Origin of the sequence: Micromonospora sp. NPDC000121 (assembly GCF_042899165.1) — a bacterium.
Lineage (GTDB): Bacteria > Actinomycetota > Actinomycetes > Mycobacteriales > Micromonosporaceae > Micromonospora.
Map to the genome: position 1 here is coordinate 250,631 of NZ_JBIAZP010000008.1, position 26,909 is coordinate 277,539.

Annotated in this window: 18 protein-coding genes and 1 pseudogene; 11 read left to right on the forward strand and 8 right to left on the reverse strand. The window is 73.2% G+C overall.

Annotation, left to right across the window (positions count from 1 at the left end):
• Positions 1–4 precede the first annotated feature (4 nt).
• From ACFY23_RS23080 to ACFY23_RS23090, 3 genes are all read left to right on the forward strand, one after another.
• Complete coding sequence (locus tag ACFY23_RS23080; protein WP_350685152.1) at positions 5–601, forward strand: copper resistance CopC family protein; 597 nt, start codon at positions 5–7, stop codon at positions 599–601.
• Between the two features lie 238 nt (positions 602–839).
• The gene (locus tag ACFY23_RS23085) at positions 840–2,825 is read left to right on the forward strand and encodes a cytochrome c oxidase assembly protein (RefSeq protein WP_387037690.1); all 1,986 of its coding nucleotides are present in this window, start codon (positions 840–842) and stop codon (positions 2,823–2,825) included.
• Positions 2,826–3,329: 504 nt separating this feature from the next.
• Positions 3,330–3,827 carry a winged helix-turn-helix domain-containing protein gene (locus ACFY23_RS23090; RefSeq protein WP_350685150.1) on the forward strand — a complete coding sequence of 166 codons (498 nt, stop codon included), beginning with the start codon at positions 3,330–3,332 and terminating at the stop codon, positions 3,825–3,827.
• Between the two features lie 219 nt (positions 3,828–4,046).
• Here the strand turns inward: ACFY23_RS23090 and ACFY23_RS23095 are convergent, their stop codons facing one another.
• Positions 4,047–8,414, reverse strand: coding sequence for a S8 family serine peptidase (locus tag ACFY23_RS23095; protein ID WP_350685149.1), 4,368 nt, complete (start codon positions 8,412–8,414; stop codon positions 4,047–4,049).
• 401 nt (positions 8,415–8,815) lie between these two features.
• Here ACFY23_RS23095 and ACFY23_RS23100 point away from each other — a divergent pair, with 401 nt between their 5' ends.
• On the forward strand, positions 8,816–9,304 hold the full coding sequence (locus ACFY23_RS23100) for a winged helix-turn-helix domain-containing protein (protein ID WP_350819346.1): 489 nt from the start codon (positions 8,816–8,818) through the stop codon (positions 9,302–9,304).
• Positions 9,305–9,428: 124 nt separating this feature from the next.
• Here ACFY23_RS23100 and ACFY23_RS23105 read toward each other — a convergent pair whose 3' ends face one another.
• The 3 genes from ACFY23_RS23105 to ACFY23_RS23115 form a co-directional block, all read right to left on the reverse strand.
• Complete coding sequence (locus tag ACFY23_RS23105) at positions 9,429–10,358, reverse strand: diacylglycerol kinase family protein (protein ID WP_350685147.1); 930 nt, start codon at positions 10,356–10,358, stop codon at positions 9,429–9,431.
• A 216-nt stretch (positions 10,359–10,574) separates the two neighbouring features.
• Positions 10,575–11,318: a DUF2071 domain-containing protein gene (locus tag ACFY23_RS23110; protein ID WP_350685146.1), complete on the reverse strand. Its 744-nt coding sequence runs from the start codon at positions 11,316–11,318 to the stop codon at positions 10,575–10,577.
• Between the two features lie 150 nt (positions 11,319–11,468).
• A complete protein-coding gene (locus ACFY23_RS23115; RefSeq protein ID WP_350819345.1) occupies positions 11,469–14,570 on the reverse strand; it encodes a BTAD domain-containing putative transcriptional regulator in 3,102 nt (1,033 codons plus the stop codon).
• Positions 14,571–14,930: 360 nt separating this feature from the next.
• Here ACFY23_RS23115 and bla point away from each other — a divergent pair, with 360 nt between their 5' ends.
• The 3 genes from bla (at position 14,931) to ACFY23_RS23130 (ending at position 18,247) form a co-directional block, all read left to right on the forward strand.
• Positions 14,931–15,902, forward strand: coding sequence for a class A beta-lactamase (bla, locus tag ACFY23_RS23120; RefSeq protein WP_350680068.1), 972 nt, complete (start codon positions 14,931–14,933; stop codon positions 15,900–15,902).
• Between the two features lie 120 nt (positions 15,903–16,022).
• Positions 16,023–16,622 (forward strand): TetR/AcrR family transcriptional regulator, encoded by a 600-nt coding sequence (locus ACFY23_RS23125; protein ID WP_350680066.1) that lies wholly within the window; start codon positions 16,023–16,025, stop codon positions 16,620–16,622.
• Positions 16,619–18,247, forward strand: coding sequence for an isovaleryl-CoA dehydrogenase (locus ACFY23_RS23130; protein ID WP_350680064.1), 1,629 nt, complete (start codon positions 16,619–16,621; stop codon positions 18,245–18,247). Before ACFY23_RS23125 ends, ACFY23_RS23130 begins: the two co-directional genes overlap by 4 nt.
• A gap of 39 nt (positions 18,248–18,286) precedes the next feature.
• On the opposite strand, the gene ACFY23_RS23135 is transcribed toward ACFY23_RS23130, so the two are convergent.
• Positions 18,287–18,943 (reverse strand): M23 family metallopeptidase, encoded by a 657-nt coding sequence (locus tag ACFY23_RS23135; RefSeq protein ID WP_350680062.1) that lies wholly within the window; start codon positions 18,941–18,943, stop codon positions 18,287–18,289.
• An 80-nt stretch (positions 18,944–19,023) separates the two neighbouring features.
• Positions 19,024–19,701, reverse strand: coding sequence for a macro domain-containing protein (locus ACFY23_RS23140; protein ID WP_350680060.1), 678 nt, complete (start codon positions 19,699–19,701; stop codon positions 19,024–19,026).
• Positions 19,702–19,951: 250 nt separating this feature from the next.
• Here ACFY23_RS23140 and ACFY23_RS23145 point away from each other — a divergent pair, with 250 nt between their 5' ends.
• A complete protein-coding gene (locus ACFY23_RS23145; RefSeq protein ID WP_350680058.1) occupies positions 19,952–21,568 on the forward strand; it encodes an ADP-ribosyltransferase domain-containing protein in 1,617 nt (538 codons plus the stop codon).
• Between the two features lie 25 nt (positions 21,569–21,593).
• Here ACFY23_RS23145 and ACFY23_RS23150 read toward each other — a convergent pair whose 3' ends face one another.
• The gene (locus tag ACFY23_RS23150) at positions 21,594–22,124 is read right to left on the reverse strand and encodes an adenylate kinase (protein WP_350680056.1); all 531 of its coding nucleotides are present in this window, start codon (positions 22,122–22,124) and stop codon (positions 21,594–21,596) included.
• Between the two features lie 116 nt (positions 22,125–22,240).
• On the opposite strand from ACFY23_RS23150, the gene ACFY23_RS23155 reads away from it, so the two are divergent.
• From ACFY23_RS23155 to ACFY23_RS23165, 3 genes are all read left to right on the forward strand, one after another.
• A complete protein-coding gene (locus tag ACFY23_RS23155; protein WP_350680054.1) occupies positions 22,241–23,518 on the forward strand; it encodes an MFS transporter in 1,278 nt (425 codons plus the stop codon).
• 100 nt (positions 23,519–23,618) lie between these two features.
• Positions 23,619–24,404: an alpha/beta hydrolase gene (locus ACFY23_RS23160; protein ID WP_350680052.1), complete on the forward strand. Its 786-nt coding sequence runs from the start codon at positions 23,619–23,621 to the stop codon at positions 24,402–24,404.
• Positions 24,401–25,720 carry a cytochrome P450 gene (locus ACFY23_RS23165; RefSeq protein ID WP_350680050.1) on the forward strand — a complete coding sequence of 440 codons (1,320 nt, stop codon included), beginning with the start codon at positions 24,401–24,403 and terminating at the stop codon, positions 25,718–25,720. The genes ACFY23_RS23160 and ACFY23_RS23165 overlap by 4 nt, the downstream gene beginning before the upstream one ends.
• 803 nt (positions 25,721–26,523) lie before the next feature.
• On the opposite strand, the pseudogene ACFY23_RS23170 reads toward ACFY23_RS23165, so the two are convergent.
• A pseudogene (locus tag ACFY23_RS23170) lies at positions 26,524–26,730 on the reverse strand (MerR family transcriptional regulator); the annotation flags it as partial.
• Positions 26,731–26,909 lie beyond the last annotated feature (179 nt).

The following is a 26,909-nucleotide window of genomic DNA, read 5'->3' on the forward strand; positions in this document are numbered from 1 at the left end:
AGACATGCCCACCCGACTTCGCCGCCCGACCGCAACCGGTCTCGTCGCCGCCGCGCTGGCCGCCGCCGCGCTGCTGCTCGTGCCGGCCGCTCCCGCCGCCGCGCACAACACGCTGCAGTCCGCCAGCCCCGCCAAAGACGCCCGGCTGACCACCGCGCCGACCCAGGTCAAGCTGACGTTCATGCAGAAGCTCGACCCGGCCTTCACCACCATCGCGCTGACCGATGCCGCCCAGACGAAGGTCGCCACCGGCGAGCCCGTCGTGAACGGGACGACGGGGACGGTGACGATCGACCGACCGCTGGCCAACGGCACCTACACCGTCGCCTACCGGGTCGTCTCCGCCGACGGGCACCCCGTGCAGGGCTCGTACCGGTTCACCGTCGCGGACCCGTCGGCTAGCGCCGGCCCGCAGGCGACCGCGCCGAGCAGCGCCCCACCGGCCGTCGACCCGTCCACCGCGTCGGCCAGCCCCGCCGCCGCGAACGGCTCCGACGGGGGCCCGGGCGCCACGGCGCTGGTGGTGGCCGCCGGGGTCCTGGCCGCCGTCGTCGGCGGCGGTGCCGCCATGGTGTGGCGTCGTCGCCGCGCCGGCGCCTGACGCGCGCCCCGCCGGCCAGACAGGTCGACGCCCCATCGGCGGCCCCGCCGGGCAGCCCGACCAGGCGACCGCCGCCCTCCCCACCAGCAAGGGAACCGACGTGCCAGACACCATCTCCCACCCGGCCCACCCGGCCCGCGTCCCGGACGCCGGGCGTACGGCGGCGGATGCCGGCCCCACCGCGGGGGCGCCCGCCCGCGGTGCACGACCGGCGGCCAGCGGTCGCGGCGGGTGGCTCGTGCCGGTGGCGGCCGTGGCGTCGGCGGTGGCCGTACTCCTGCTCGGCCTGCGCGCCGGCGACGCGCTCACCGCGGCGATACCCGGCCTGCCGGACCCGGGGCCGGTCACGGCGTGGGCGCTGCCCGTCGTCCGGCTGCTCGCCGACGGCCTCGCCACCCTGACGGTGGGGATGGTGGTGACGGCCGCGTTCCTGCTGCCCGGCGACGGTCCGAGCGTGTCCCCGCACGGCTGGCTGCTGCTGCGCCGCGCCGGCATGGTGGCCGCGGGCTGGGCCGTGGCCGCGTCGGCACTGATCGTGCTGACGGTCTCGGACCTGCTCGGCGTACCCGTGGACGGGCTCAGCCTCGCCACCGTGGTCAGCTTCGCCTCCTCGATCTCCCAGGGCCAGGCGCTGCTGCTGCAGGCGGGGCTGGCCCTGACGGCGGCGGTGCTGGCCCGGACGGGGGTGTCGCGCGGGCTCGCCGCCGTCGTGGCGTTGGTCGCCCTGGTCGCGGTGCTGCCCCCGGCGTTCACCGGGCACGCCGCCGGGGCGGGCAACCACCAGATCGCGGTGACCAGCCTCGCCCTGCACGTGCTGGCCGCCGCGCTGTGGGCCGGCGGGCTGGCGGCGCTGCTGATGATCCGGCGCAGCCGGCAGTTCGCCGACGCCGCCGGCCGGTACAGCCGCCTCGCCCTGGGCTGCTTCGCGGCCGTCGCGGTGAGCGGGTCGGCCAACGCCGTCGTGCGCCTCGGCTCCGTGGCGGAGCTGTGGCAGTCCCGCTACGGCTGGTTGGTCCTCGGCAAGCTCGTCGCGCTGACGATCCTGGGCGTCCTCGGCGCCGTGCACCGGTCGCGGACCCTGCCGGCCCTGCGCGCGGGCCGCCCCGGCGCGTTCGGTCGGCTGGCCGCCGGCGAACTGGTCGTGTTCGCCGCCACCGTCGGGCTGTCGGTGGCGTTGTCCCGCAGCCCCACGCCGGTGGTGACGGACCCGCTGGACGCCGATCCGATCACCGAGCTGCTCGGCTTTCCGATGCCCGCCCCGCCGACCCCGGCGCTCCTGGTGGGCCAGCCGCTGCCGGACATGTTCTTCCTGACCCTCACCGTCGCCGGCGTCGGCGGCTACCTGGCCGGCGTGTGGCGGCTGCGCCGGGCCGGGCACCGCTGGCCGGTCACCCGCACCGCGAGCTGGCTGGCCGGCATGCTGCTGCTGGCCGCGATCACCGACCTGGGCGTGGCCCGCTACGCGTACGTGCTGTTCAGCGCCCACATGGTGCAGCACATGGTGCTGTCGATGCTGGTGCCGATCCTGCTCGTCGGCGGCGCCCCGGTCACCCTGGCCCTCCGCGCCCTGCGCCGGCCCACGGATCCGCAGGTCCGCGGCGCCCGGGAGTGGCTGCTGGTGGTGCTGCACAGCCGGCCGGCGAAGGTGCTCACCCACCCCGTCGTGGCGTTGGGCATCTACTCCGGCAGCCTCTTCGGCCTGTACTTCAGCGACCTGCTGGGCATGCTGATGCGGTCACACGTCGGCCATCTGGCCATGCTCATCCACTACGTGGCCGCCGGATACCTGCTGTTCTGGGTGCTCATCGGGGTCGACCCCGGCCGGCCGAGGATCGCCCCTCCCCTGCTGGTCATCGTCCACCTGGCCGCGATGATGGCCCACGGCTTCTTCGGCCTCGTCCTGATGCAGAGCACCACCGTCATCGCCCCGGACTGGTACTCCGCCGTCCACCCCGCGTGGGCGTCCTCGCTGCTCGACGACCAGAAGCTGGGCGCGGGGATCGCCTGGGCCTTCGGGGAGATACCCGCCGCCTTCGTCATGATCGTGCTGGTCCGCCAGTGGATCCGCGCCGACCGGCGCGAGCAGGGCCGCCTCGACCGGGCGGCCGAGCGGGCCGAGGCCACTGGGGAGGAGGACGATCTCGCCCGGTACAACGCCTTCCTCGCCGCGGCCCGGCGCGCCGCTGCCGGCCCGCGCGACGGCCGCGACGCCGCGCGTCCGTGACCGGCGGAGACAGCGGGTGGGGCGGCGCCATCGCGGTACCGGAATTGTCCGTCACGCAATTCAGGGTGCCGCGAATGGGTGGCTCGGACGGGGCTCGGACCCGCGCCGAAATACCGTCCGACCGTGACCGTAATTGGCCTACGAATGTTTCGACGGGATGTCGGCTGAGGCGGACGACGACCGTCCCGCACACGGGACGTCGGCTGCCGTCATCCCGAGTCGGCCACGCGCGTCCCGCAGCGACCGAAGCGCTCGAGACGAAAGCCGGAACGCAGGCGGGGCAGGGACCCTCGCCCGGTCGCCGGCCGGAGCGCCCATGTCCGAAAGATCGGTCAACCCGCCACGAAAGAACCCCGCACCGCCGTCCCGTGCGGCGGCAACACATTTACGAATGCCAAAACCTAACCAGCTTTTACCGGAGCGGGACGGCATCCTGTTAGGGTCACGACATCGATTGATGCACGTCGTATGATAACCGCTGGTGGGAGCCGGAAGGGTGGGGGCATGAGTGGGATCCCGGCCGCGTCCTTGATCATCGGAATCGCTTCCTCGCCGGCCGAACGCCGGCAGCTCGCGCGACTGCTCGGCGGGACGGAGGCGTTTCTGATCGTCTCGAGCGTCGACCGGGCACGGGAGTTCCTCGACGTGGTGGAGACACCGCCCCCGGGGGCCGCGGCCCCGGCCGTCCAGACCATGGTCGCCGCCACCTCGCCACCACCCGACCTCAGCGTCGATTCCGACCGACGGGTGCTGCGCTGGCGGGACCGCGAGATCGAGTTGACCCGCCTGGAGCACGATCTCCTGCTGTGCCTGGTGGGCGCGCCCGGGCGGGTCTGGACCTACGAGCGGCTGCACCTCAAGGTCTGGGGCAACGAGCACCTCGGCCGCGGCTCCGACATCCATTCGGTCGTACGGAGGGTGCGGCGCAAGCTGGCCCGGTTGAACGCCTCGGCGACGATCCACGCGGTCCGTGGGGTCGGCTTCCGCCTCGCCCCGGCCTGACGGCATCCCGCGTCGCCGGGCGGGAGCCCGCAGGCGCTGCCGGTCGCTGCCCGCGCGCGGCTCGCGGCCCTCGGAGGCGGCGCCTCGCGCCCCAGGCGCGCCTCCTGCCCTCAGGCGCGCTCGCAGCCCTCGGGCGCGCATCGCTCGCAGCCCTCGAACCTGATCCGGCCCGCCTGGTCGATGACCAGGCGGGCCGGACTGTCAGCTAGCGGCCAACTGTCAACAACGGACGGGGGACAGAGCGAAGTCCTCCACCGTCGGGGTGACGGCGTTGATCGTCGTCTGACGGGTCTGGGGCTTCCAGCCGTCCTTGGCGACGATCATCGTCAGCGGGTTGTTCCGACGGTCCATCCAGTAGGCGTACCTGCCCTCGGCGTCGGTGGCGAACGTCCAGGACTGCGCCCACGAGTCGACCTGAACGACGGCACCGGCCAGCGGCGAGCTGGCACCCTGGCAGCTCGTCCCGGTGACCGTACCCATCAGCTTGCCCCAGGTCTTCGGCTGCTGCGCGTTCATGGTCACCGCCACCGGCTGCACCGTGTACGGGGTGTTCTCCTTGATGGCGACCGAGGCCGAGTAGGTGCCCGGCTGGTCGACGTTCGCCGTCATCCCGACGGTGACCGTGACCTGCTCGCCCGGCGCCAGCGTGACCGCCGTCTTGTCGATGGTCATCCAGCTGACGTCGGCGCCGCCCTCGGCGCACTCCTCGAACCCGGGCAGCACCTCGCTGTCGGGCGTGGCGTTGAAGCTGCCGGACGAGCCACCGACCTTGTAGAAACCGCACGCCGCGCCACCGCGGTACCGCGCCGTGTTGGCGTTCGGCAGGTTGGACCACGAGTCGGTGGCCGGGTCGTAGGCGAAGCCGGCGTTGGTGATGGCCCCGCCCTGCACACCGCCGACGACCAGGAGCTTGCCGCTGGCGACAGCGAACGAGCTGGCCCAGCTGTCGACCGGCGCGTCGGCGATCGCCGTCCAGGTGTTGGCCCCCGGGTCGAAGGCGTAGCTGGACTTCTGCGCGGCGGAGCCGTCGTTGCCACCGGTGCAGTAGACGACGCCGGCGATCCCGGCGCAGGAGGCGAAGGCCACCGACTTCGGGTAGTCGGGCAGCGTCTCCCAGCTGTCGCTGCCCGGGTCGTACCGGACCACGTCGTTCGACATCGGCGTGCAGGACGACGTGGTGCAGCCGCCGACGGCGTACAGCTTGCCGCCGACGACCGCCTGCCCGGCCGCGGAGCGCGGCGCGGGGTTGTCGGCCTTCTCCGTCCAGGTGTTCGCCGCCGGGTCGTACGACCAGGTGGTGCCGTCCGGGCCGGACGCCGCCCAGCCACCGGTCGCGATGATCTTCCCGTCCACGACGCCCACCGTCATGGCGTTGCGGGCGCCGGGAAGATCGGCGATCGGCGTCCAGGTCTGCGCGATCGGGTCGTAGACGAAGTTCTTCGTCGTGGACGCAGACCCGTTGGTGCCGGCGATCGAGTAGACCTTGCCGTCGAGGTTGACCACCCGGTTGTCCATCACGTTCGCCGGGTAGTCGGCGATGTCGGTCCAGGGCGCGGCCTGCGGCCCGACCGCGGCCGGGGCCGCCGTCGCCGACTTGTCGGACGCCGCCGCGGCGAACGACGTCGGGGTGGTGAGCCGCTGTTCCGGCGCGCCGGCGGAGCCGAGCACCTGCTGCTTGCTGATCCGGGAGCCGTCGGCGCGCAGGAGGGTGAACCCGCCGTCGCGCTCGCTGAACTCCACGTCGACCGGGGCCCCGCCGGTGTTGGTCACCGTGAACGGCGTGCTGACCTTGCCGGTGGGCATCCGGACCGTTCCGCTCACCTGGGCCGGCTCGACCGACAGGCGGCCGGCCGCCAGCTGGAAGTCCGCCGCGGTCGCCCCGTCCGCCTGAACGTCGACCTGCTTGCTCTGGCTGACGTAGTTGCCGGCCTTCGCGGTGAACTTGTGGGTGTTCGTCAGCGACGAGAACAGCCAGTAGAAGCCGTCGGCCAGCCCCGGGTCGTCCGGGGTCGCCACGGTGGTGGCCTTCTCCGCCGGCCGGTCGTCGCTGGTGACGGTGGCACCGTTGACGTAGCCGTCGGTGTTCCTGTCACGGACGTGGCCGAGCACCAGGCCACCCCCGGTCGGCTGGCAGACGACCTGGCTGCCGATCAGCACGTTGTCGACCTCCCACCACCACTCGTACGAGGCGTCGTAGTAGTGGAAGCGGACCCGGGCCTGCGCCTGGCCGGCGGCCTGCGGGATCGGGATCTCGGTCACCCGCGGCCCGCGGACGTCGGCCGCCTGCCGGAGCACGTTCGTCCACGTGGCGCCCCCGTCAAGGCTGAGGTCGACGTCGGCGCGGTCGCTGCCCAGCCAGTTGTAGTCCTGGTTGAACCGGATCACCGGAGCCGCGACCCCGGTCAGGTCGACGACCGGGCTGACGAGCGACGTGTCCTGCCGCCCACCGGAGCCGTACTCGTCGCTGTCGATGATCGCGAAGTTGCCGGTGCCGCCGGTCAGGTTGCGCCGGCCGCCGTCGTCGGTGAACTTCCACACCTGGCCGGTGTTCGCGTGGTCCACCACGGACCAGCCGGCCGGCGCCGTGGTGCCGTCGAACGTCTCGTACACACCGTCCGAGCCGAACTGGTAGCCGGGCGCCGTGGTGCAGGAGGTGGTGTCCACCGGCACGGCGATGTTGGCGGTGACGTTGCCGCTGCCGACCACGACCTCCTTGGTGACGGTCTGGTAGCCCGGGTACTGCGCCTCGACCTTGAGGCTGTACGTGGCCGAGGCGGGCAGCGTGACGCTGTAGTGGCCGTTGACGGGCGTGGTGTAGTCGGACACGCCGGACGGACCCACGACGGTCACCTTGGCGTAGAGCGGCCAACCATGGCCGGAGCCGTCGGTGACGGAGCCGCTGACGGTGACGCTGGGCACGGCCGTCAACGCGACGTTGAGCGTCGTGGTCGCGTCGCGGGTGACGGTCGCCGGCGTCGTCTTGCCCGCGTAGCCGAACGCCGTCACGGCGACCTGGTAGTCGCCGACCGGAAGCAGGGACGAGTACGTCCCGTCGGCAGCGGTGGTCAGCTCGCGGTCGGCCGCACCCGTCACGGCCACCGTGGCACCCGCGATCGGGGCGCCACTGGCCGCGTCCGTGACCTTGCCGGCCAGGGTGCCGGTGTCACCGATCGGGGCCGCGTTGAGCAGCGCGAGCGCGTCCAGCCGGCCCTCGCCGTACACGTTGTTGTCGTCGGTGGTGCCGCCGCACTGGGCGTCGGCCTTGTCGGCCGCCGCGTTGTCCAGCAGCGCTCGGGTCGCGGTGACGTCGCCGACCAGCGCCGGTGCCGCGGACCACAGCAGCGCGATCGCGCCCGCGAGGTGCGGGGCGGCCATCGAGGTGCCGTTGTAGCTGGCGTAGCTGCTGCCCGGGATGCTCGACCGGACGTTCACGCCGGGCGCCGAGATGTTGGGCTTGATCTCGCCGTTCTGGCCGACGCCACGCGAGGAGAAACCGGCGATGTTGTTGTTGATGTCGTAGGCGCCGGCCGAGTAGTTGCTGACCAGGCTGCCCGGGGAGCCGCTGGTCTGGCACGCCGACCCGTTGTTGCCGTTGGACCAGACACCGAAGATGCCGGACGCGGTCCAGGCCAGCGTCACGTCCTCCATGAACGGGTCGTTGGAGGGGCTCGTGGTCCCCCACGAGTTGTTGATGATGTTCGGCCGCTTGCTGACGTCCGGGTTCTGGCCGTTGAGGTCGGTCGGCTCGAGCATCCACTCGCCGGAGTTGACCAGGGCGGCGTCGCTGGGGCAGCAGCCGTTCGCCGCGATCCACGTGACCTCGGGCGCCACACCGATCTGGTTCGCACCCGCGGCGCCGGCCATCGTGCCCATGGTGTGGGTCCCGTGGCCGTTGCTGTCGCACGGCGCCGCGGCGCAGGTCCCGGCGGCGTTGTACCAGTTGTAGTTGTGGTCGAACGTGCCGTCGCCGTTGTTGCCGCGGTAGGAGCTCACCAGCGCCGGGTGGTCGAACTGGACGCCGGTGTCGATGTTCGCCACCGTGATGCCGGCGCCCTTGACGCCGTACTGGGACCAGACGTCGTCGGCGTTGATGTTGGCGATGCCCCACTCGAGGGCGTTCACGGCCTTCTCGTCGGTGCCCTTGGTGACCTCGGGCACCTGGTAGGCGACCGGGGCGTACAGGCCCTCGACCTCCGCGTGGGAGGCGAAGCTCTCCGCCATCGCCAGCGAGCCGCCGCTGACCTTGATCGCGTTGGTCGCCCAGAAGGTCTCGTACTTCGCGCCCGAGCTGTCCAGCTCGGCACGGACCTTGGCCTGGCTCTCGGCGGCGGTCTTCTTCAACGCCGCGACGACCGCGGCGCCACGCTCGTCCCAGTCCTTGATCGCCGCGGCCTGGTTCAGGTCCGCCCTGTCCGTGAAGCGGATCCAGAAGTCGCCTTCGGTCTTGCCCTGGAGCTGCTTGCTGAGTTCCGGCCGGATCTTGCCGTCCGCGGAGGCTGCTCCTGTCCCGGCCAGCGCGGCCTGTGCGCTCGATCCGAAGGCGGCCAGGCCTGTTGCGGCGAGGACCAGGGCCGCGCCGGCACTCACCAGGGATCTGGCTGTGCGTCTTGTGGATGGACGTCTGAACATTGGTGGTGCCTCCTCCAGGACGACCCAGACCGGAACGAGCCATGGTGGAGGGTGCGGGGAACACGCCTCCCCCAGTTGGACGAAGCCGAATGCACCCCTCCATGCCCCCAGGCAACCGCGCGGGTCACGCCGACTGCCCGTCTGGACACTATGATCGACATGAATGGACGATCAAGAACTCGTCGTAAGCAATCTGTCACTAACGGTTGGCCGATCGTCGGGGAGCTTGCCGATTCTTGTCACGATCATGACGAAACTGGGCAGAAACCTGCCCATCGTTCGGGGTGGGTGCTGTGGGGGCACACGACGAAGGCACTGTGCCGGACGGGCGCGATCCGGCCGAGGAACAATTTCCGCTGGTGATCGCGGTGACGCCGTCGCCGGCCGAGCGGATCCGACTCGCGGAACGCCTCGAGGGCGTCGCGCCGCTGCTGCTGGTCTCGGATCTCGACGAGCTGCGCAGGCTGATCGCGGCCCCCCGGCGGCTGCCCCCGGCGCCGTCCGGGCAGACCCCCGGCGCCGCGCCCGACGCGGCCGACGGCACCCTGCTGATCGACTCGGCCCGGTCGACCGTGCGCTGCCGCGACCGGGAGGTCGGCCTGACGCGACTCGAGCACGACCTGCTGACCTGCCTGACCACCGAGCCGATCCGGGTCTGGAGCTACACCGACCTGCACCGGTCGGTGTGGCGCGACGAGGGGCTGCAGCGCAAGGGCGACGTGCAGTCGCTGGTGAAACGGCTACGGCGCAAGCTCACCGGGCTCGGCACCGGCGTGACCATCGACGTGGTACGCGGCGTGGGGTTCCGGCTGACCGACCATCAGCAGCCGCGGGTCAGCGGTTCCTGATGCCTGCCTGACTTGGGCAGTCCGCATCGTGGTCCATCACCTGCGAAGCGGTGCGCGGTCGGGTAGTGGCGGGCAGGGACGCGCTCGCCAGCGCCCCCGACGTCCCCGCGGCCCCGGCCCCGTCCTAGCGGTCCGGGCTGTCGGCGGCGGCCATGACGCGCAGCGCGTTGGGGTCCAGGCCGATCCGGATCGGGGTCTCGCCGTACGGCTCCCCGTCCACCTCGACCGGCGCCGGCCGGTCGGTCTCCAGCCAGAGTTCGCGTACGGCGAGGAACGGCTCGTCGACGAGAGTACGGCGATGGCCGGTGGCCGCGTTGCGCGCCGTGTCGCGCAGCAGCCCGCGGCGGGTGGGGCCACCCACCGGGTACGCGACCAGCAGCCGGTCGTCGGCGTCCGCGTCCGCCGTGATCGGCCGACCGGCGTGGAAGCCACCGTTCGCGACGTACAACTGGTGGGTGAGGAACTCGTGCCGCCGCCCCTCGGCGCGCACGGCGGCGCGCAGCGGCCGGTGCCGGGTCAGCAGCGCCATGGCGGTCATCGGGTACGCGATCCGGCCGACGACCCGCTTGAGCCGGGGCGGCGTCCTGAGCATCACGTCGGCGGACAGGCCGATGCCGACGTGGTTGGTGAACCGCATGCTGCCCACGAGTCCGAGGTCGACGTCGATCACCTTACCGTCGGTGAGGACCGCGACCGCCGCGTCGAGGTCGAGCGGGACACCCACCGTACGGGCGAAGTTGTTGGTGGTGCCCAGCGGCAGCAGGCCGAGTGCGATGTCGCGGTGCGCGAGCAGGCGCGCGGCCGTGCCGATCGTGCCGTCGCCGCCGCCGGCGACCAGGAGGTCCGGCCCGAGGTCGGCGGCCGCGGCGAGGCTCTGCTCGAGCTCGGCGGGCCGGTCGACCGGGTACGTGCCGAGCAGGGTGAAGCCGGCCGCGACCAGCCGCGACCGGGTCTCCTCGTAGAGCTGGCGGCCCCGGCGGGAGTGGGCGTTGACGACCAGCGCCGCCCGCCGCTCCCGCCCGATGGCCGCGCTCAACTCCTGCTTCGTCCGCATAGGGCCCGACCCTAGCGCCGACGGGGCACGCCGCCGCGCACGGTCCCGGGATCGCCGCCCGCGCACGCTCCAGATCCGCAAGCTGGAGACGAAAAGCATCCGCGAGGGCTTCGGCGGCTGACCTGCCGGGAAACCGGCTGCTCGTCGGCCAGATGCGGTACGGCGTCGCCATTAAGAGTCAGGACGACGAGGACGGCGGCGTCTTCGGCTCGGTGGTCAGCCGGGTGGGCGCAGGGTGACCGGCGGACCGAACCGGACCGGTACGCCCGGGGAGTACAGCACGCTGGCCGGTGGCCCGGCCGGCGCCGGCAGCCCGGCGGCGGTGACCAACTCGTCGTCCAGGTGCAGCAGCTCGCAGCGGTGCAGCGGCCAGCGGGGATGCCAGTTCGGCAGGTGCCGCGTACGACCGTACGCCCGGGTGTGCAACCCCCACCGGGCGGTGACGAAGTGTTCCAGCGGGGTCGGCTCGGCGATCGCCGCACCCACGCGGACCACCATCCGGCTAGTCGCGCCACGCGGGCCGGGCCAGCGACGCCGGCACCGGTAGGTGTAGCGGTCGCCGTCCCGGTCCAGCCGCATCGCCGACCACATGTACGGCAGCCGCAGGGTCGCCCGGGCGACCAGCACCGGGACCAGCCGGGACGCGTCGAGCGAGCGGAACACCACCGCCCGCCGGCCCGTGCCGTCGACCGAGTAGAGCCGGACGTTGGTCTCCCAGAAGCTGCCGAGGTAGGGCACCCCCGGCCCGCGGCCCAGGCCCAGCCCCACCATGCGGAAGCCGATCAGGCCCACGTAGCTGAGCCCGTCGAGGGTGTCCGGGCGGGTGCCGGCCGGCAGCAGCGGCGCGACGAGTTCCGGGGCGACCGCCCAGTGCAGGAAGGTGAGGTCCACCCAGCGCTGCCGCAGGATCGCTCGCGGGAAAGCCTGCTCGGGCGCCTGGTCGACCGGCTCGATGAACACCTGCCCATCCTGCCCCGGTGTCAACAGCTGACGCTTCCCTTGCGGGCGGACGACCGCCTCGACGAGCTGACGTGACGGCGGTGGCCGGCCGCCCATCGCGTGATCTCGACATTCTCTGGGAAGACGGGGCGGCAGCTGCCACCTCGGCGGTCAGCTCGCCGACGCCAGCGCCCCGCCGTCGGTCAGCACGTCCCGGGCCTGGCGGGCGAGCAGAAGGTGCTCGGAGCGCCGGGCGAGCTGCTCGCCGAGGCGGGCGTGCCGCGCCGCCTCCGCGTGCCGCCCGGCCGCCCGGTGCGCCGCGGCCAGACCGATGCGGGCGCAGACCTCGGCGCGGCGATATCCGATCTCCCGGCTCAGCCGCAGCGCCCGGTCCAGGAGGTCGACGGCGGCCGCCGGCCCGTGCAGGCCGAGCGCGATCGTCGCGTGGGTGGTGAGCGACTCGGCCTCCACCCGACGGCGGCCGATGGCGCGGGCGGTGGTCAGGGACTCCTCGGCGAGGGAGAGCGCCTTGGCGTGGTAGCCGAGGTCGGCGTACGCGGCGGCGAGCTGGTCGAGGTCGGTGGCGGCGCCGTAGCGGTTGCCCGTCCGTCGCCGGATCGCCAGGGCGCGGGTCAGGTGGATCACGGCCAGGGCCGGGCGGCCCAGGGCGCGGAGGCCGACCGCGAGGTTGTGCAGCACGGTGGCGATGTCGTCGTGCGGCTGCGCGGCCGGCTCCAGCGACGTGTAACCGTCCAGCGCCGTCCGCTGCGCGCGTACCGCCTCGGCCACCCGGTCGAGTTCCAGCTGGACCACCCCGAGGTTGACCAGACAGCTCCACTCCGCGTGCCGGTTGCCCAGCTCCCGGTAGCGGGCCAGGGCGCGGGTGTAACAGGCGCCGGCCTCGGTGAGGTTGCCCTGTTCGCGGTGCACGATGCCGAGGTTGTTCAGAATGGACGCCTGCCCGGCCCGGTTGCCGAGGCGGAGCTGGATCTCCAGGGCGGCGGTGAACCGCCGTTGGGAGTCGGGGTAGTCGGCGCGGCTGGCGGCGAGCGTCGCCAGGCTGAGCTCCATCGCCGCGATGCCCTCGTCGTCGCCCTGCCGGCGGGCCTGGTCGAGGCCCAGCTCGGCGACGGACCGCCACTCGGCGTGCGCGCCCATCTCCTGCAGGTGCCCGCGCATCCGGTCGGCCAGGTGCCAGACGAGCTGCGGCGGGCCGTGCCGGGCGGCGTGGCGGATCGCCGCCAGCAGGTTGCCGTGCTCGGCGTGGAACCACTGGGCCGGCGCGGCCGGCTCCGGGGCCCCGGCCACCGGGACCGCTCCCGGCGGTGGGGGCAGGAACGCCATCCGGGGATGGCCCCGGCGGGCCAGGGCGTCGGCGGTGGCGAGGTAGGAGTGGAGCAGCCGGTCGACGGCGGCGGCGCGCTCGTCGGCGGTGTCCTCGGCCTGGGACAGCTCGGCCGCGTAGAGACGGATCAGGTCGTGGATGACGAAGCGGTCGCAGTGTCCGGGCCGCACCAGGTGGCAGGCGGTCAGCGTCCGCAGCACGGCGTCGGCCTCGGCCCAGCCGACGCCCGTCAGCGCGGCCACGTCGGTGGCGGTGAAGCAGTCCATCGGCGACGACGCCAGCAGCCGCAGCGCCCGCCGTTCGGGCGCGCCCAGGCGACGGTAGGACGGCGCGAACGCGGCGCGCATCGCCACCTGCGGGTCGCCCGGGACGGACAGGCCGGCGAGCCGGTCGCCGTCGCGCAGCCGCCGCAGGTAGTCCCGGGGGTCGGCCTCGCCGGCGGTCGCCAGGTTGGCCGCCGCGATCCGCAGCGCCAGAGGGAGGTAGCCGCAGAGCGCGGCCAGGTCGGCGACGGCGTCCGAGGCGACGTCCATCGCGTGCTGGCGGAGCACGGTGGTGAGCAGGCCGACGGCCTCGTCCGGCGCGAGCGGGTCGAGGTTGACCGCCCGTCCCCCGTGCAGGGCCACCAGGCCGCCGAGCGTACGGCGGCTGGTCACGATCACCGCGCAGTTCGCCGAGCCGGGCAGCAGCGGGGCGACCTGCTCGGCCGAGGCGGCGTCGTCGAGGACGAGGAGGACGGAGCGCTCGGCCAGGACCGCGCGCAGCGCCGCCGCACGCGCGTCGGTCGTGCCGGGCTGCGCGGCCCCGCGGATGCCGGCATAGGTCAGCAGCTCGGCCAGCAGGTCGGCAGGCCGGGCGGGATCCGGCTGCTGCCCGCGCAGGCGGACGAACCACTGGCCGTCGGGGAACAGCTCGCACAACTGGTGGCCGACGTGGACGGCCAGCGCGGTCTTGCCCACGCCCGGCGCGCCCGAGAGGGCCACCAGCGGCAGACGCCCCTCGGCGGCGGCGGTGGCGATCGTCTGCCGGACCGACCGCACCGCGGCGGCCCGGCCGTGCAGGGTGCCCGGGTCGGCCGGGAGCTGGAACATCGGGTTCGCCGGCGGCGCAGGGGTGGTCGGGCCGACGGTGGCGGTGGACGCCGGCGGCCGCCAGCGCAGCGCCGGGTCGGACCGGAGCATGGTGGTGCGCAGCTCCCGCAGGGCCGGAGACGGGTCCAGCCCCAGCTCGGTGGCGAGGAGCGAGGCGACCTCCTGGTAGGAGTCGAGTGCCTCGGCCTGCCGCCCGCTGCGGTAGAGGGCCAGCATCAGCTGCGCCCAGAACCGCTCGCGCAACGGGTTGCGCCGGGTCGCCTGCCGGAGCCCTGGGATGATCTCGACGTGGCGGCCGACGGCCAGCTCGGCGTCGAAGTACGCCTCGGTCGCACGGGACCACCGCTCGGTCAACGCCGGCACGTCCTCGCGGTGCAGCACGTCGGAGACGACGTCGGCCAGCGGATCGCCGCGCCACAGCGTCAACGCCCGGTGCAGCAGCTCGGCGCGCTGCCGCGGGTCGTCCGTCGCCTCCGACGCGGTGAGCAGCGCGTCGAACCGGGCGAGGTCGAGGCTGTCCGGCGGGAGGTCGATGCGGTAACCGTTGGCGCCGGTGGCGATCAGCTCGGCGCGGCCGTCGTCACCGCCGAGGGTGGCGCGCAGCCGGCGCACCAGTGAGTGCAGGGACGCCTTGGCGTGCGTGGGCAGCCCGCCGCCCCAGACCCGGTCGACGAGGGTGGGCACGCTCACCGCTTCGCCCCGGTTGAGCAGCAGCACCGCCAGCAGCGCCCGCTGCCGGTTGGCCGGCACGGGCACCGCCTGGTCGTCACGACTGACGCGCAACGTGCCGAGCACGGAGAAGTCCCACCCCAACGACAGCCCCCAGCGTCGGCCCACCACAACCTCGACCGAGAGCGACCGTAACACGACGGTCCGACAAGATCGGCTGCCCGCGACGCCCGGGCGGCCGGGACGCCACCACGCCCGCCGGCGACCGACCACCGTGGACGGCGGCGCGACCGGGCGAGCGGGACCCGGCGGACGTGCCCGGGCCCAGGCGACGTCGTCGACCACGTACGGGAACGAGCGCGGCCAGCCCCGGGCGTCGCGCGTCACGACATCAGTCAGCGGCGGAAGCGTCGGCAACCGCGCAGGGGTGACTGTGCGTGTAACCCACGATCGGAAAGATCATGAAGCCGTCCGACGGCAGAAGTCGGCGGATCGGCTCGTCGCTCACGACCCGCGAATGGAGTGCCGATGACCCGCGACCCGTCGTCGCAACCGACCATCACCCGCCGTGCGCTGCTGGGGATGGCGGCACTCTCGCCGTTGGCCGGATGCGCGAAGGACAGGCCATCCGCTGTCGCGCCCTCCGCTCCCGCTGCCTCCGCGTCCTCCTCTCCCGCCGCCTCCGCGTCCTCCTTTCCCACTGCCGCGGCGGACGACCAGCACGATCGCCTGGTCGAGCTGGAACGGAGGTTCGACGCACGCCTGGGGGTGTACGCCCTCGCCACCGGCACCGGCGTCACCATCGCCCACCGGGCGGACGAACGGTTCGCGTTCTGCTCGACGTTCAAGGGGCTGGCGGCAGCGGCGGTGTTGGCGCACAACCCGCTCTCGCACCTGGACACGGTCGTCCGGTACACCGAAGGCGAGCTGCTGAAGAGCGCAGTCGTCACCAGAAAGCACGTGGCCACCGGGATGACGATCCGCCAGCTCTGCGACGCCGCCGTCCGCTACAGCGACGGCACGGCCGGCAACCTCCTGCTCCGCGACCTTGGCGGGCCGGCTCGACTGACGGCGTACGCGCGCAGCCTCGGCGACACGGTCACCCGGATGGACCGGATCGAGCCCGAGATCGTGTCGGCCGTCCCGGGAGACCCGCGCGACACCACGTCCCCCCGGGCGATCGGCACCGACTACCAGCGGATCGTCCTGGGTGACGCGCTGCCGGCCGACAAGCGCGCGTTCCTGCGGGACCTGCTGGAACGCAACGCCACCGGCGCCGGCGCCCGACGCGTCCGAGCCGGCGTGCCGGACGGTTGGACCGTGGCCGACAAGACCGGGACCGGCGACTACGGCACGCTCAACGACATCGCCGTCGTGTGGCCCCCGGGCTCCGCGCCGCTGGTCGTTTCGATCATGTCCAGCAAGGCCACCAGGGACGCCGAGTACGACCAGGCCCTCATCGCCGAGGCGGCCGCCTATGCGGTGGCCACCCTCACCTGAGCGGTGCGTCGCCGCCGGCCGCCGCCGATCGTGACCACCACGGTGGACACCGGCATCGGCGCGGCCGACGCCCCCGCCGCCATCTTGTGGCCAAGGTTTGAATGGTGGTTCAATCCTTGCGTGGTCTACCGGAGCACCGACCGGGTGAAAGCCCGGTTGAGCGCGTCCCGCGACCGGATCATCGCCGCCGCCCTGGAGATCATGGCCGGGCACGGGTACGCCGGCTGTTCGGTCGCCGCCGTCGCCGAGCGGGCCGGGGTGGCGACCGGCAGCGTCTACCGCCACTTCCCCACCAAGGCCGACCTGTTCGCCGAGGTGTTCCGCACCGCCTCCCGGCGGGAGGTGGACGCCGTCGCGCGCGCCGCGGCACTGGAGTCCACCGTCGCCGCGCAGGTGTCCGCCGTCATCGAGACGTTCTCCGGCCGCGCGCTGCAGTCCCCGCGGTTGGCGTACGCCCTGCTCGCCGAGCCGGTCGACCCGGCGGTCGACGCCGAACGGCTCGTCTTCCGCCGGGCGTACGCCGAACTGATCGCCGGCTACATCGCGGCCGGCGTGGCGACCGGTGAACTGCCCCCGCAGGACCCGGAGCTGACCGCGACCGCTCTCGTCGGCGCCCTGGCCGAGGCGATGGTCGGCCCGCTGGCGGCCGGGGTCGCCGGCCCGAACACCATCCCCAGCCTGATCACGTTCATCCACCGCGCGCTTGGAGTATCGCCGTGACGACGCACGAGGTTCTCAACCAGGTCCCCCCGCTGGCCGGCTACGACGCGGCCGACGACCCGGCGCTGCTCGACGGGCTCGCCCGGGAGGGCGCCGGCTGGGCCGCCGCGGAGCTGCACGAACTCGGCCGGATCGGCGGCGCCGAGCAGACGATCGAGTACGGGCGGCTGGCGAACGACCACCCGCCGGTCCTGCGCACCCACGACCGCTACGGCCACCGGATCGACGAGGTGGAGTTCCACCCCGCCTGGCACGAGCTGATGCGCACCGCGGTCACGCACGGGCTGCACGCCGCGCCGTGGGCGGACGACCGGCCGGGCGCACACGTGGCCCGGGCCGCCAAGTTCTACACCTGGCGCCCCGACGCCGGGCACGGCTGCCCCATCTCCATGACCTACGCGGCGGTGCCGGCGCTGCGGCACGACCCGGAGCTGGCCGCACGGTACGAGCCGCTGCTCACCGCCGCGACGTACGACTTCGGGCTGCGTGCCCCGCTCGGCAAGCGGGGGCTGCTCGCCGGCATGTCCATGACGGAGAAGCAGGGCGGCTCGGACGTACGCGCCAACGCCACCACCGCCCGCCCCGAGCCGGACGGCACCTACCGGCTCCTCGGGCACAAGTGGTTCACGTCGGCGCCGATGTGCGACCTCTTCCTCACCCTCGCCCAGGCGCCGGGCGGGCTCACCTGCTTCCTCGTGCCGCGCGTCCTCCCGGACGGCACGCGCAACCCGATGCGGCTGATGCGCCTCAAGGACAAGCTCGGCAACCGGTCCAACGCCTCGGCGGAGGTCGAGTACGAGCACGCGGTGGCCTGGCGCGTCGGTGACGAGGGCCGTGGCGTGCGCACCATCATCGACATGGTCAACCTGACCCGCCTCGACTGCGTCATCGGCGCGGCGGCCGGGATGCGCCAGGGCGTGATCACCGCCGTCCACCACGCCACCCACCGGCAGGCGTTCGGCCGGTACCTCGTCGACCAGCCGCTGATGCGCAACGTGCTCGCCGACCTCGCGGTGGAGTCCGAGGCCGCCACCGTCCTGATGATGCGGCTCGCCGGGGCGACCGACCGGTCCGCGCGCGGTGACGCCGACGAGACCACGTTCAAGCGGCTCGCCCTCGCCGTCGGCAAGTACTGGGTCTGCAAGCGCTGGCCGACGCACGCCGCCGAGGCCCTGGAATGCCTCGGCGGCAACGGCTACGTCGAGGAGTCAGGCATGCCGCGGCTGTTCCGCGAGTCGCCCCTGAACTCGATCTGGGAGGGCTCCGGCAACGTCGCCGCGCTGGACGTGCTGCGCGCCCTCGCCAAGGAACCACAGGTCATGGCGGCGTTCGAGGCCGAGGTGACCGCCGCCGCGGGCGCCGACCGGCGGCTCGACGCCGCCGTACGACAGGTGCGGGCCGACCTGGCCGACCACGGGGACCTCGAACTGCGGGCCCGCCGGGTCGTCGAACGGCTGGCGCTGGTCCTGCAGGGCTCGCTGCTGGTGCGGCACGGTCACCCCGCCGTCGCCGACGCCTTCTGCGCCTCGCGCCTCGGCGGCGACCACGGCAACGCCTTCGGGACGCTGCCGGCCGGGGTCGACTTCGCCGCGATCATCTCCCGGGCCGTACCCAAGGTGGGCTGAGGCCACCACGCCGCTCCCCCACCGTCCGGGTCCGGCGCGTCACAACGGCTCGACGACCTCCGACTCGTGGGGAATGCCGCGCTCGACCACGACCGGCGGCCCGCCGGGTCGACGCCAGGCCCGATACTGTCGGAAGGACATGGGGAGGCCACGCGCGGCGAACGGATCCGCGGAATCCATGACCTGGATGTGCAGGTGCGGCTGCGTGGAGTTGCCCGAGTTGCCGCAGGTGGCCACCTCCTGGCCGGTCGCGACGGGCGCGCCCTCACCCACCCGGATCGAGCCGGCACGCAGGTGGGCGAGCACGACGTAACCGCGACGGCCCTCCAACTCGATGATCACATGGTTGCCGGCGAGGGCGCCGGCGCCGCCGCGCGCCCGGGACGCCTGGGTCAGGGCGTAGGGCACCCGCGCCAGCGGCGACCGCCGCGCCACGAGATCCGCCTCGCCGTCGTGGACCGACACCACCCTGCCGGCGGCGGGCGCCAGGATGGGCTGACCGAACGCGAAGAACCGCTCCACCGGCTCCGTGGACAACAGCGCGCGCCAGTCCCGCGTGCGCGCCGTGCGCCGGCCCCGCACCGCGACGAAGTCCATGGCGTACGTCGTGGCGAACAGGTGGGTGCCGTGGCTCGGCACGCGCCGGGCGGGGCTGTTGCGCGCGAGCCACGTGCCGCGAAACGGCAGCGTGAGCACAACCTGGTCGAGGGTGGAGATCGTCAGCCTCCCGTGTCACCTGCTCGTCGCCACCACGAACTCTACCGGTGGAGCGCCCGTCAGCGGCGGGAGCCGGGCGGCGTGGGGGCCGCGATCCGCACCCGCTCCTCCTCCGGGCGGCTGTCGATGTCGTCGAGCTGCGCACAGACGGTCTGCCGCAGGTCGTCGTAGTCGCGGAAGTAGTGGTCGTGGAACAGGGTGTAGCCGGTCCACATTAGGTTGGCGCAGACCCGCGCCGGCACCCGGCCCGTCGCCGCGCCCAGGCCGACGAGCGCCACCGACCCGATGCTGCCCGGCGCCTTCTCGTTCTGCACGTGGATGGCCTGGAAAGCCGCCGCGCACGCCAGCGCCACGTTCAGCGTCTCGCTCACGTTCTGCACCGACTGTTCCATCGTCGGCGTGGAGATCAGGAACGTCGGGTTGGTCGCCCCGGACCGCACGCACACGGCGCTGCCCACCGGCAGCGACCCTCCGAACTCGTCGCGGATCGCGTGCTGGACGCGCAACTGGATCCCGGCGCCGAGGTGCCGCTTGATCACCGCGTCGACCCCGCCGTCCATCCGCCCGCGGGAGTTGGTCGGGCTGACCCACGCGTCGACGTGCCGGGTGAGGATCGAGCCCTTGTGGATCTCGACCTCGGGCGTGTCCGCGAACGCCGCCTGCCAGGCCTGCACCACCTTCGCGTTGACGTCTGTCAGCACCACCTTGAGCAGCGGCTTCTCACGGTCGACGGTCATGGCTCACTCCAGGGCGGGAAGGGTGTCTCCGACGTGGATCAAGCTAACGCGGCCCACCGACATCCCCGCCGGTCGGAAAATCGGCGGTCGATCCCCGTCGCCCGTGGACCGACCGACCCGGTTGCCAGCGGCGGCGACCTTCCGGGTGGCGTCGCCGACGTCGTGACTGTCACCCGTCGACGGCACAATGCCCCCACCTTGATCACCCGCGCCGGCGGACCGGCACGGCGCGCCACTCCGGGAGCCCTCGATGAGCGACACCACCGCCCCCACCCCGCCCGACCCGAACGACCCGCTGGCGCTCGCCGAGCTCTTCACCGGCGGCGGCGAGCCGTGGCTGCCGTTGCTCAAGCCGGTCGTCGAGGCGCAGCCGGGCGCGGAGACGTTCATCGGCCCCGGCCGCAGCCCGAAGGTCGTCCCCGTGCGGGAGCTGACGTTCCAGGCGCTCAAGCCGAACCCGCCGCACAAGTGGAAGGTGGTCGTCTTCGGTCAGAACCCGTACCCACGGACCGAGAGCGCCACCGGCATCGCCATGTTCGACAACACCTTCCACGACTGGGACGACAGCCAGTTCGGCAGGGTCGTCACCATCCGCTGCATCATCAAGGCGGCGGCGATGTGGAAGCACGGCATCCCCAAGAAGACGCCCATCGCCGACATCCGCGCCCTGCTGAAGAAGCACGACACGGTGCAGCCGCCGGAGTGGTTCCAGGCGATGCTCACCCAGGGCGTGCTGCTCCTGAACGCGGCACTCACCGCCAGCAGCGACGGCACGATGGCCACCGACCAGCACACCGCGTTCTGGCGGCCGGTCGTCGAGTCGCTCGTCGAGGAGATCCTGAAGGCCAAGCAGCACGCCGACGAGGCCGACCGGGGCGTGGTGTTCGCCTGGTGGGGCGCGCACGCCCGCAACCTGAAGAGGGTGGTGCTCAGGCTCGAGAAGAAGTACCCCGACGTGGAGGTCCGCCACATCGACCACCCCAACCCCGCGGCACAGGGCGACATCTTCTGCGACGGGAACCACTTCGCCGACGTGAACGCGGCGCTCAGGACGCTGGGGGCGGACGAGATCGACTGGCTGCCCAACAAGGGGTGGAGCACGTCGACCGGGCATGCCGGCGGCACGGACCCGGACACGGCCGACCGCATGGGGGCGTTCATCGCCTCCACCATGGAGCTGCACAAGCTCTACCTCGACCGGCTCGCCAGCGTCAAGGACGAGGGGCTCGTCCTTCCCGCGATCACCGGCGTGTACGACACCCCGCTCATGGACTTCCGGGCGGCCGTGGCGCCGGTGGCCAAGCTGCTGTCGGGGCTCGACTGGCACGTGGAGCAGTCGCACCAGTTCGGCGAGAAGCAGGCCGACGGCCCGGCCGGGGCGCTGTCCTCCGACGAGGTCGCGGCGCTCTACCTCTACACCTGCGAGTCGGCGTTCTACCGGCAGATCAACGCCACCCTGCGCAACCCGGACCGCAGCCGCATCGTCCCGTACCTGCCGTACCTGCGACTGCTCTTCTCGGCCGTGTCGCGGCTTCCGACCCGCGCGGAGCCGCTGTGGCGCGGGGTGTCGCTGGACCTGCGGGCGCAGTACCCGCTGGGCCAGACCGTGACGTGGTGGGGCGTGTCCTCGTGCACGTCGAAGCTCAGCGTGGCCCGGGCGTTCCTCGGCGGTCGCGGCAAGCGGACGCTCTTCGAGGTGCACCCGGTGCGGGCCGTGGGCATCCGCCGGTTCTCCGCGTTCACCGGCGAGGAGGAGTTCATTCTCGCCCCCGGCACCCAGCTCGAGGTCACCGGCGTGAAGGCGGAACGCGGCGGCCTGTGCACCGTGACGCTGACCGAGCTGGCCGAGCAGCGGATGGTGGCGTGAGCGGTGCGGACGCGCCTGCCCCGTCTCACCGGCGGGGCAGGCCGGCCACCCAACGGTCCAGGGCCTCCGGCGACCGGAACAGCAGCACCGGCGGCCCGGTCGGGTCGGCCTGCCAGGCCCGCATCCGCCGCCGGGCCCGCCCGAACGCGGTGAGGTGCCACACCAGGATCGAGTCGCGGGACAGGACGCTGCCCAGCGACTCGCGGTTGCCGTTGCAGATCTCCTCCCCCGTCCGCAGCCGGCGGACGGTGCGACGCAGCAGTCGGCCGAAGGAGCGCCAGCGCGGGTAGTCCAGACCGACGACCAGGTCGGCGCGGGCCAACACCACGTCCCGCCACCCGTGGTACGCGCCGTCGAGGATCCACCGGTCGCGTCGGCAGATCGCCTCGATCCGGCTACGCTGCTGCGCGACCGGCACCTCGACCCAGCCGGGCTGCCAGAGCAGGTCGTCGACCGGGTACCACGGCAGCCCCAGGTGCCGGGCGAGCCGCGCCGCCAGGGTGGACTTGCCGGCGCCGTACACCGCGTAGACCAGGATGCGCGAGGGAGCGCTCATCGCGGCAGCGTACGCCGCTGGCGCCACCGGGGCGCACCTCGCGGGACCGGATCGGCGCCGCCGTCCGGGGCTGAACGGGAACGTCGTCCGAGGCCGGCGAGACTATCCTCGCCGCTATGAGTCGTGGCGTCGGCCCGGTCCAGGCTCCCCTGTGGCGGGATCGCAACTTCGGCGCGTACTGGGCCGCGCAGTCGCTCTCCGCCGCCGGCGACTCGTTCGCCTACATCGCGGTGCCGCTGCTCGTGCTGCACGCGACCGGGTCCGTCGCCCAGATGGGCCTGCTCACGGCCATGGCCGGCGCCGCCTCCGTCGGCGCGGGGATCTTCGGCGGTGTCCTGGTCGACCGGTACGACCGGCGGACACTCATGATCGCCGCCGACCTGGCCCGGCTGGTGCTCTACAGCCTCATTCCCCTGGTCTGGCTCGCCGGCCCGCAGATCTGGCTGCTCTTCGTCGTCCTGCCGATCTGCGAGGCGGCCGGCATGGTGTTCCAGGTCGCCGCCGTGACCGCGGTGCGCAACCTCGTCGACCGGCACCGGATCACCGAAGCCAACGGGCGGCTGCAGGCGACCTACGCGACGGCGGCCGTGGGCGGGCCGTTGCTCGCGGGTGTGGTGTCCGCCCGGTTCGGCCCCACGGCGGCGATCGCCATCAACGCGGCCAGCTTCGCCCTGTCGGCCGCCGGCCTCTGGCTGGTCCGGCTCCGGCAGCCCGCCGACGGTGAAGGGACCGAAGGCGGGGCGGGGCGGGAGACGCGGCTGGCCGAGTTCCTGGCCGGCGCGCGGTTCCTCTGGCGTCAGCCCGTGCTGCGCTCACTGACCGTCCTGCTGTCGGTCTTCATCTTCCTGACGTACGGCTTCACCGACGTGCTCATCTACCACGTCAAGCACGACCTCGGCGGCTCCGACCGCACCGTCGGCACGGTGCTCGGGCTGGCGGCGCTGGGCACGATCGCCGGCGCGCTGCTGGTGGCGCCGATGCGCCGCAGGCGTGGCTTCGGCGTCACCTGGATCGGCGCGCTCTCGATCTGCGGTCTCGCCATCGCCGGCATCGGCGTCGTCGGGACCGTGCCCGGCGTCACCCTGCTGACCGCGGTCTACCTGTGCGGCGTCAGCGTGGGCGGGATCTGCTCCATGTCGCTACGCCAGGAGATCACGCCCGATCACCTGCTCGGGCGGGTCACGTCGGCCTTCTGGAGCACGCACTACTCGCTCGGCCCGGCCGGCGCCGCGGTGCTGACCTGGGCGGCCGGCCGGTACGGCGTCACCGTGGTGGCCCTCGTCGCCGGAACGGGGTGTCTTCTGGTCGCGATCGGTGGACTGTTCACGCCCATCCGTCGAGCCGGCGCGGAGCCCGTCGCTCACCGGTCGGAGCTCCAGCGGGCCGCAACCTGAGGCGCGGACTACGGTCGCCTTCACGACTACAGCCTTCACCTCGTCGACTCCAGGTTGTTCACTTCGGCGCAGCGCCGCAACAGCGAGAGGGGTCGCCGTCATGTCGATCAGCCACACCAGCGTCGGTGACTCCGTCGCCGGCCCGGTCACCGTCGGGCACGGGCCGCACAGGGTGCTGGCGCTGCACGGGTGGTTCGGGTCGGCGCGGGGCTGGGGCTGGCTGCCGGAACTGATCGACGCCGAGCGCTTCACCTGGGCATTCATGGACTACCGGGGCTACGGCGCGCGTGCTGGAGTCTCGGGCGACCACAGCATCGCCGAGATCTCCCGCGACGCCCTGGCCCTCGCCGACTCCCTCGGCTGGGACACGTTCTCGGTGGTCGGGCACTCCATGGGCGGCAGCGCCGCCCAGCGGGTGCTCGCCGACGCGCCGGGGCGGGTGGACCGCCTCGTCGGCATCAGCCCCGTCCCGGCCGGCGGTGTGCCCTTCGACCTGCAGGGCTGGGCCCTGTTCGACGGCGCCGCCGCCAACCCGGGCAACCGGCGCGCCATCATCGACCTCACCACCGGCAACCGGCTGTCCGGCCGCTGGCTGGACGAGATGGTGCGGTTCTCCCTCGACCACTCCACCCGGGAGGCGTTCGGCGCCTACCTCACCGCGTGGGCGCGCACCGATTTCACGGACGACGTGAAGGGCAACCCGGTGCCGGCGCTCGCCGTCGTCGGCGAGCACGACCCGGCGCTGGGCGCCGACACCATGCGCGAGACCTGGATGCGCCACTACCCGAACGCCCGGTTGGAGGTGCTTGCCAACGCGGGGCACTACGCGATGTACGAGACGCCGGTGCGGTTGGTCACGGTGATCGAGGAGTTCCTCGGGCAGTGAGCGTCGATCCGGCGCGCCTGGTCGATCCCCGCACCTACGTCGACGGCGTCCCGTACGACTTGCTCGCCACGCTGCGCGCGACCAGCCCGGTGGTGTGGGTCGAGGAGCCGCCGCTGCTCGGGCTGCCCGGCGGGCCGGGCTTCTGGCTGGTGCTCCGGCACGCCGACGTGACGGACGTGCTCAGGCAGCCACGGCTCTTCTCGTCCCGGCTCGGCGCCACCCAGATCCGCGACCCGGCCACCCCCGAGGACCTGGGCTACGTCCGGCGGATGATGCTCAACATGGACCCGCCGGAGCACGGCCGGCTGCGCCGGCCGGTCGCCCGCTCGTTCACCCCGCGCGCGGTGGCCGCGCTGGAGGCGGCGATCCGCGCGAACGCGGCGGCCCTCGTCGAGCGCGCGCTCGGCGACGCGGACGAGGGCGACTGCGACTTCGTCCGCGACCTCGCCGCCGACCTGCCGCTGCTCACCCTCGCGGACGTGCTCGGCGTGCCGGAGTGCGACCGCTGGCTGTTGTACGACTGGTCGAACCGGGTGATCGGATTCCAGGATCCGGACTACGCCGTGTCCGCCGCCTTCGACCCGCGGGCCGGCACCGCCGCGGCCCGCGAGGCGCTGCGGCACCGGCCCGTGCCGGACGCCGACGGCCGGATGCCGGATCCGCGCACCCGGGCCGGCATGGCCGACCTCTACGCGTACGCGCACCTGCTGGCCGGGTCGAAGCGCCGCAGCCCGGGACAGGACGTCATGTCCATCCTGCTGGCGCACCGCGGCGGCGACCGGCTCTCGGTGGACGAGTTCGAGAACATGTTCTGGCTGTTCGCCGTGGCCGGCAACGAGACCGTCCGCAATGGCCTGCCCGGCGCGATGATCGCCCTGCTGGAGCACCCGGCGGAGATGGACCGGCTGCGCCGGGAGCCGGCCCTGTTCGACACGGCCGTCGACGAACTGCTGCGCTGGTGGACGCCGGTGATGGTGTTCCGGCGCACCGCCACGGTGGACACCGCCGTCGCCGGGGTGCCGGTGCGGGCCGGGGACAAGGTGGTGGTCTCGTTCGCGTCCGCCAACCGCGACGAACGCGTCTTCGCCGCCCCGGACCGGCTCGATCTCGCCCGCCACCCCAACCCGCATCTCGTCTTCGGCCACGGGCCGCACTTCTGCCTCGGGGCGCATCTGGCCCGGTGCCAGCTTCGGGCGCTGTTCCAGGAACTGCTCGCCCGCACCGCCAGCGTCACGTACGCGGGCCCACCCGACTACCTGCGCTCGAACTTCCAGCGCGGGGTGAAGCGCCTGCCGATCCGCTGGCGGCGCCGCTGATCACGCCCGCCCGGCGCCACCAGCCGCGGCACCTGCGGGCATCGGCCGCCGGGCGCTCACTACCGCCAACCGCCCACGGCCGCGTCGCCGGCGGCGTGGGCGTCCTCGACGCGGCGCTCCCCCTCGGGCCGGGGTTGGTGACCTCGGCACAGGGGCCGCGGCACAGGGGCCGCGGCCTACCGGTGCGTTGCCGGTTCGCAGGGGAAGGCGACATCGACGCACGGTTCGGCATCGGCGGCGGTGGCCCAGTTCTGGTGGTAGACCTCCCGCGCGGACGCACTCAGCCGCTGGTCGTGATCCCGGAGCCACGTACCCAGCACGTCGTACGCCTGCAGGATCGCCGGGTAGGCCGCCTCCGCCCTGGTCAGCGACACGTACGCCTGCCGGTGGGCTCGCTCGATCCGGACCCCCACCGGCCCCTCGGGCTCCACCGGATCACCCGTCGGGGCACACACCTCGACGGGCCCGTCGGAGTCCTCGGTGACCAGGCCGTGGTAGGCGACGAACACGGGCCCGGTCAGCGTGCCGCCGGCGGCGGTCAGGTGGTCGAAGAGCAGGCGCGTCGCTTCGGGCAGGAAGAACGGAAGGTGATCGGCGGTCACGTGTCGCTGGATGAAGATCACCTTCTGGGTGGGCACGTCGCGACACCGGACCCCGGACGCGGCGGCCGGGGCCGCTCGATCGTCGAGAAGATCCAGCAGGCGGCGCACCAGCGGTCGGCGGGAGTCGTGCGCGGCCTCGGCGTCCCGCCAGTACGACTCCACCCTGCCGACCGCCTGCGGGCCGGGAAGGCTGAGCACCTCGGCGATGTCCGCCATGGGCATGCCGATCGCGCGGAGCAGGGTGATGCGGCGAGCCCGGTCGAATTCCGCGTCGCCGTAGTACCGGTAGCCGGTTCGGGCGTCGACGTGCGCCGGGCGCAGCAGTTGCCGCTCCTCGTAGAGGCGCAACGCCTTCGGACTGAGTCGTGACCGATTCAGGAACTCACCGCTCGTCAACCACCGTGCCATGTCCGGAAGTTTGTCCCCAGCCCCTGGGGCAAGGTCAAACAGGCAGGCGTCGATCGTCGGCGGCCCGGCGGGGTGATCGTGTCAACAATCGCCCGCCGGCCACGTCACCTGCCGCAATGGCGGCTCCGGCGGCTCCTCCCAGGCAGGAACCGCGGGTGCGGTCCGTGCGGAGGTGCCCT

What these genes read in the sequence shown, in the direction of transcription:
- ACFY23_RS23145 (WP_350680058.1), top strand. Translation starts at nt 19,952, where the DNA reads ATGAGCGACACCACCGCCCCCACCCCGCCCGACCCGAACGACCCGCTG.
- ACFY23_RS23140 (WP_350680060.1), bottom strand. Translation starts at nt 19,701, where the DNA reads ATGACCGTCGACCGTGAGAAGCCGCTGCTCAAGGTGGTGCTGACAGAC.
- ACFY23_RS23080 (WP_350685152.1), top strand. Translation starts at nt 5, where the DNA reads ATGCCCACCCGACTTCGCCGCCCGACCGCAACCGGTCTCGTCGCCGCC.
- ACFY23_RS23105 (WP_350685147.1), bottom strand. Translation starts at nt 10,358, where the DNA reads ATGCGGACGAAGCAGGAGTTGAGCGCGGCCATCGGGCGGGAGCGGCGG.
- ACFY23_RS23090 (WP_350685150.1), top strand. Translation starts at nt 3,330, where the DNA reads ATGAGTGGGATCCCGGCCGCGTCCTTGATCATCGGAATCGCTTCCTCG.
- bla (WP_350680068.1), top strand. Translation starts at nt 14,931, where the DNA reads ATGACCCGCGACCCGTCGTCGCAACCGACCATCACCCGCCGTGCGCTG.
- ACFY23_RS23155 (WP_350680054.1), top strand. Translation starts at nt 22,241, where the DNA reads ATGAGTCGTGGCGTCGGCCCGGTCCAGGCTCCCCTGTGGCGGGATCGC.
- ACFY23_RS23160 (WP_350680052.1), top strand. Translation starts at nt 23,619, where the DNA reads ATGTCGATCAGCCACACCAGCGTCGGTGACTCCGTCGCCGGCCCGGTC.
- ACFY23_RS23150 (WP_350680056.1), bottom strand. Translation starts at nt 22,124, where the DNA reads ATGAGCGCTCCCTCGCGCATCCTGGTCTACGCGGTGTACGGCGCCGGC.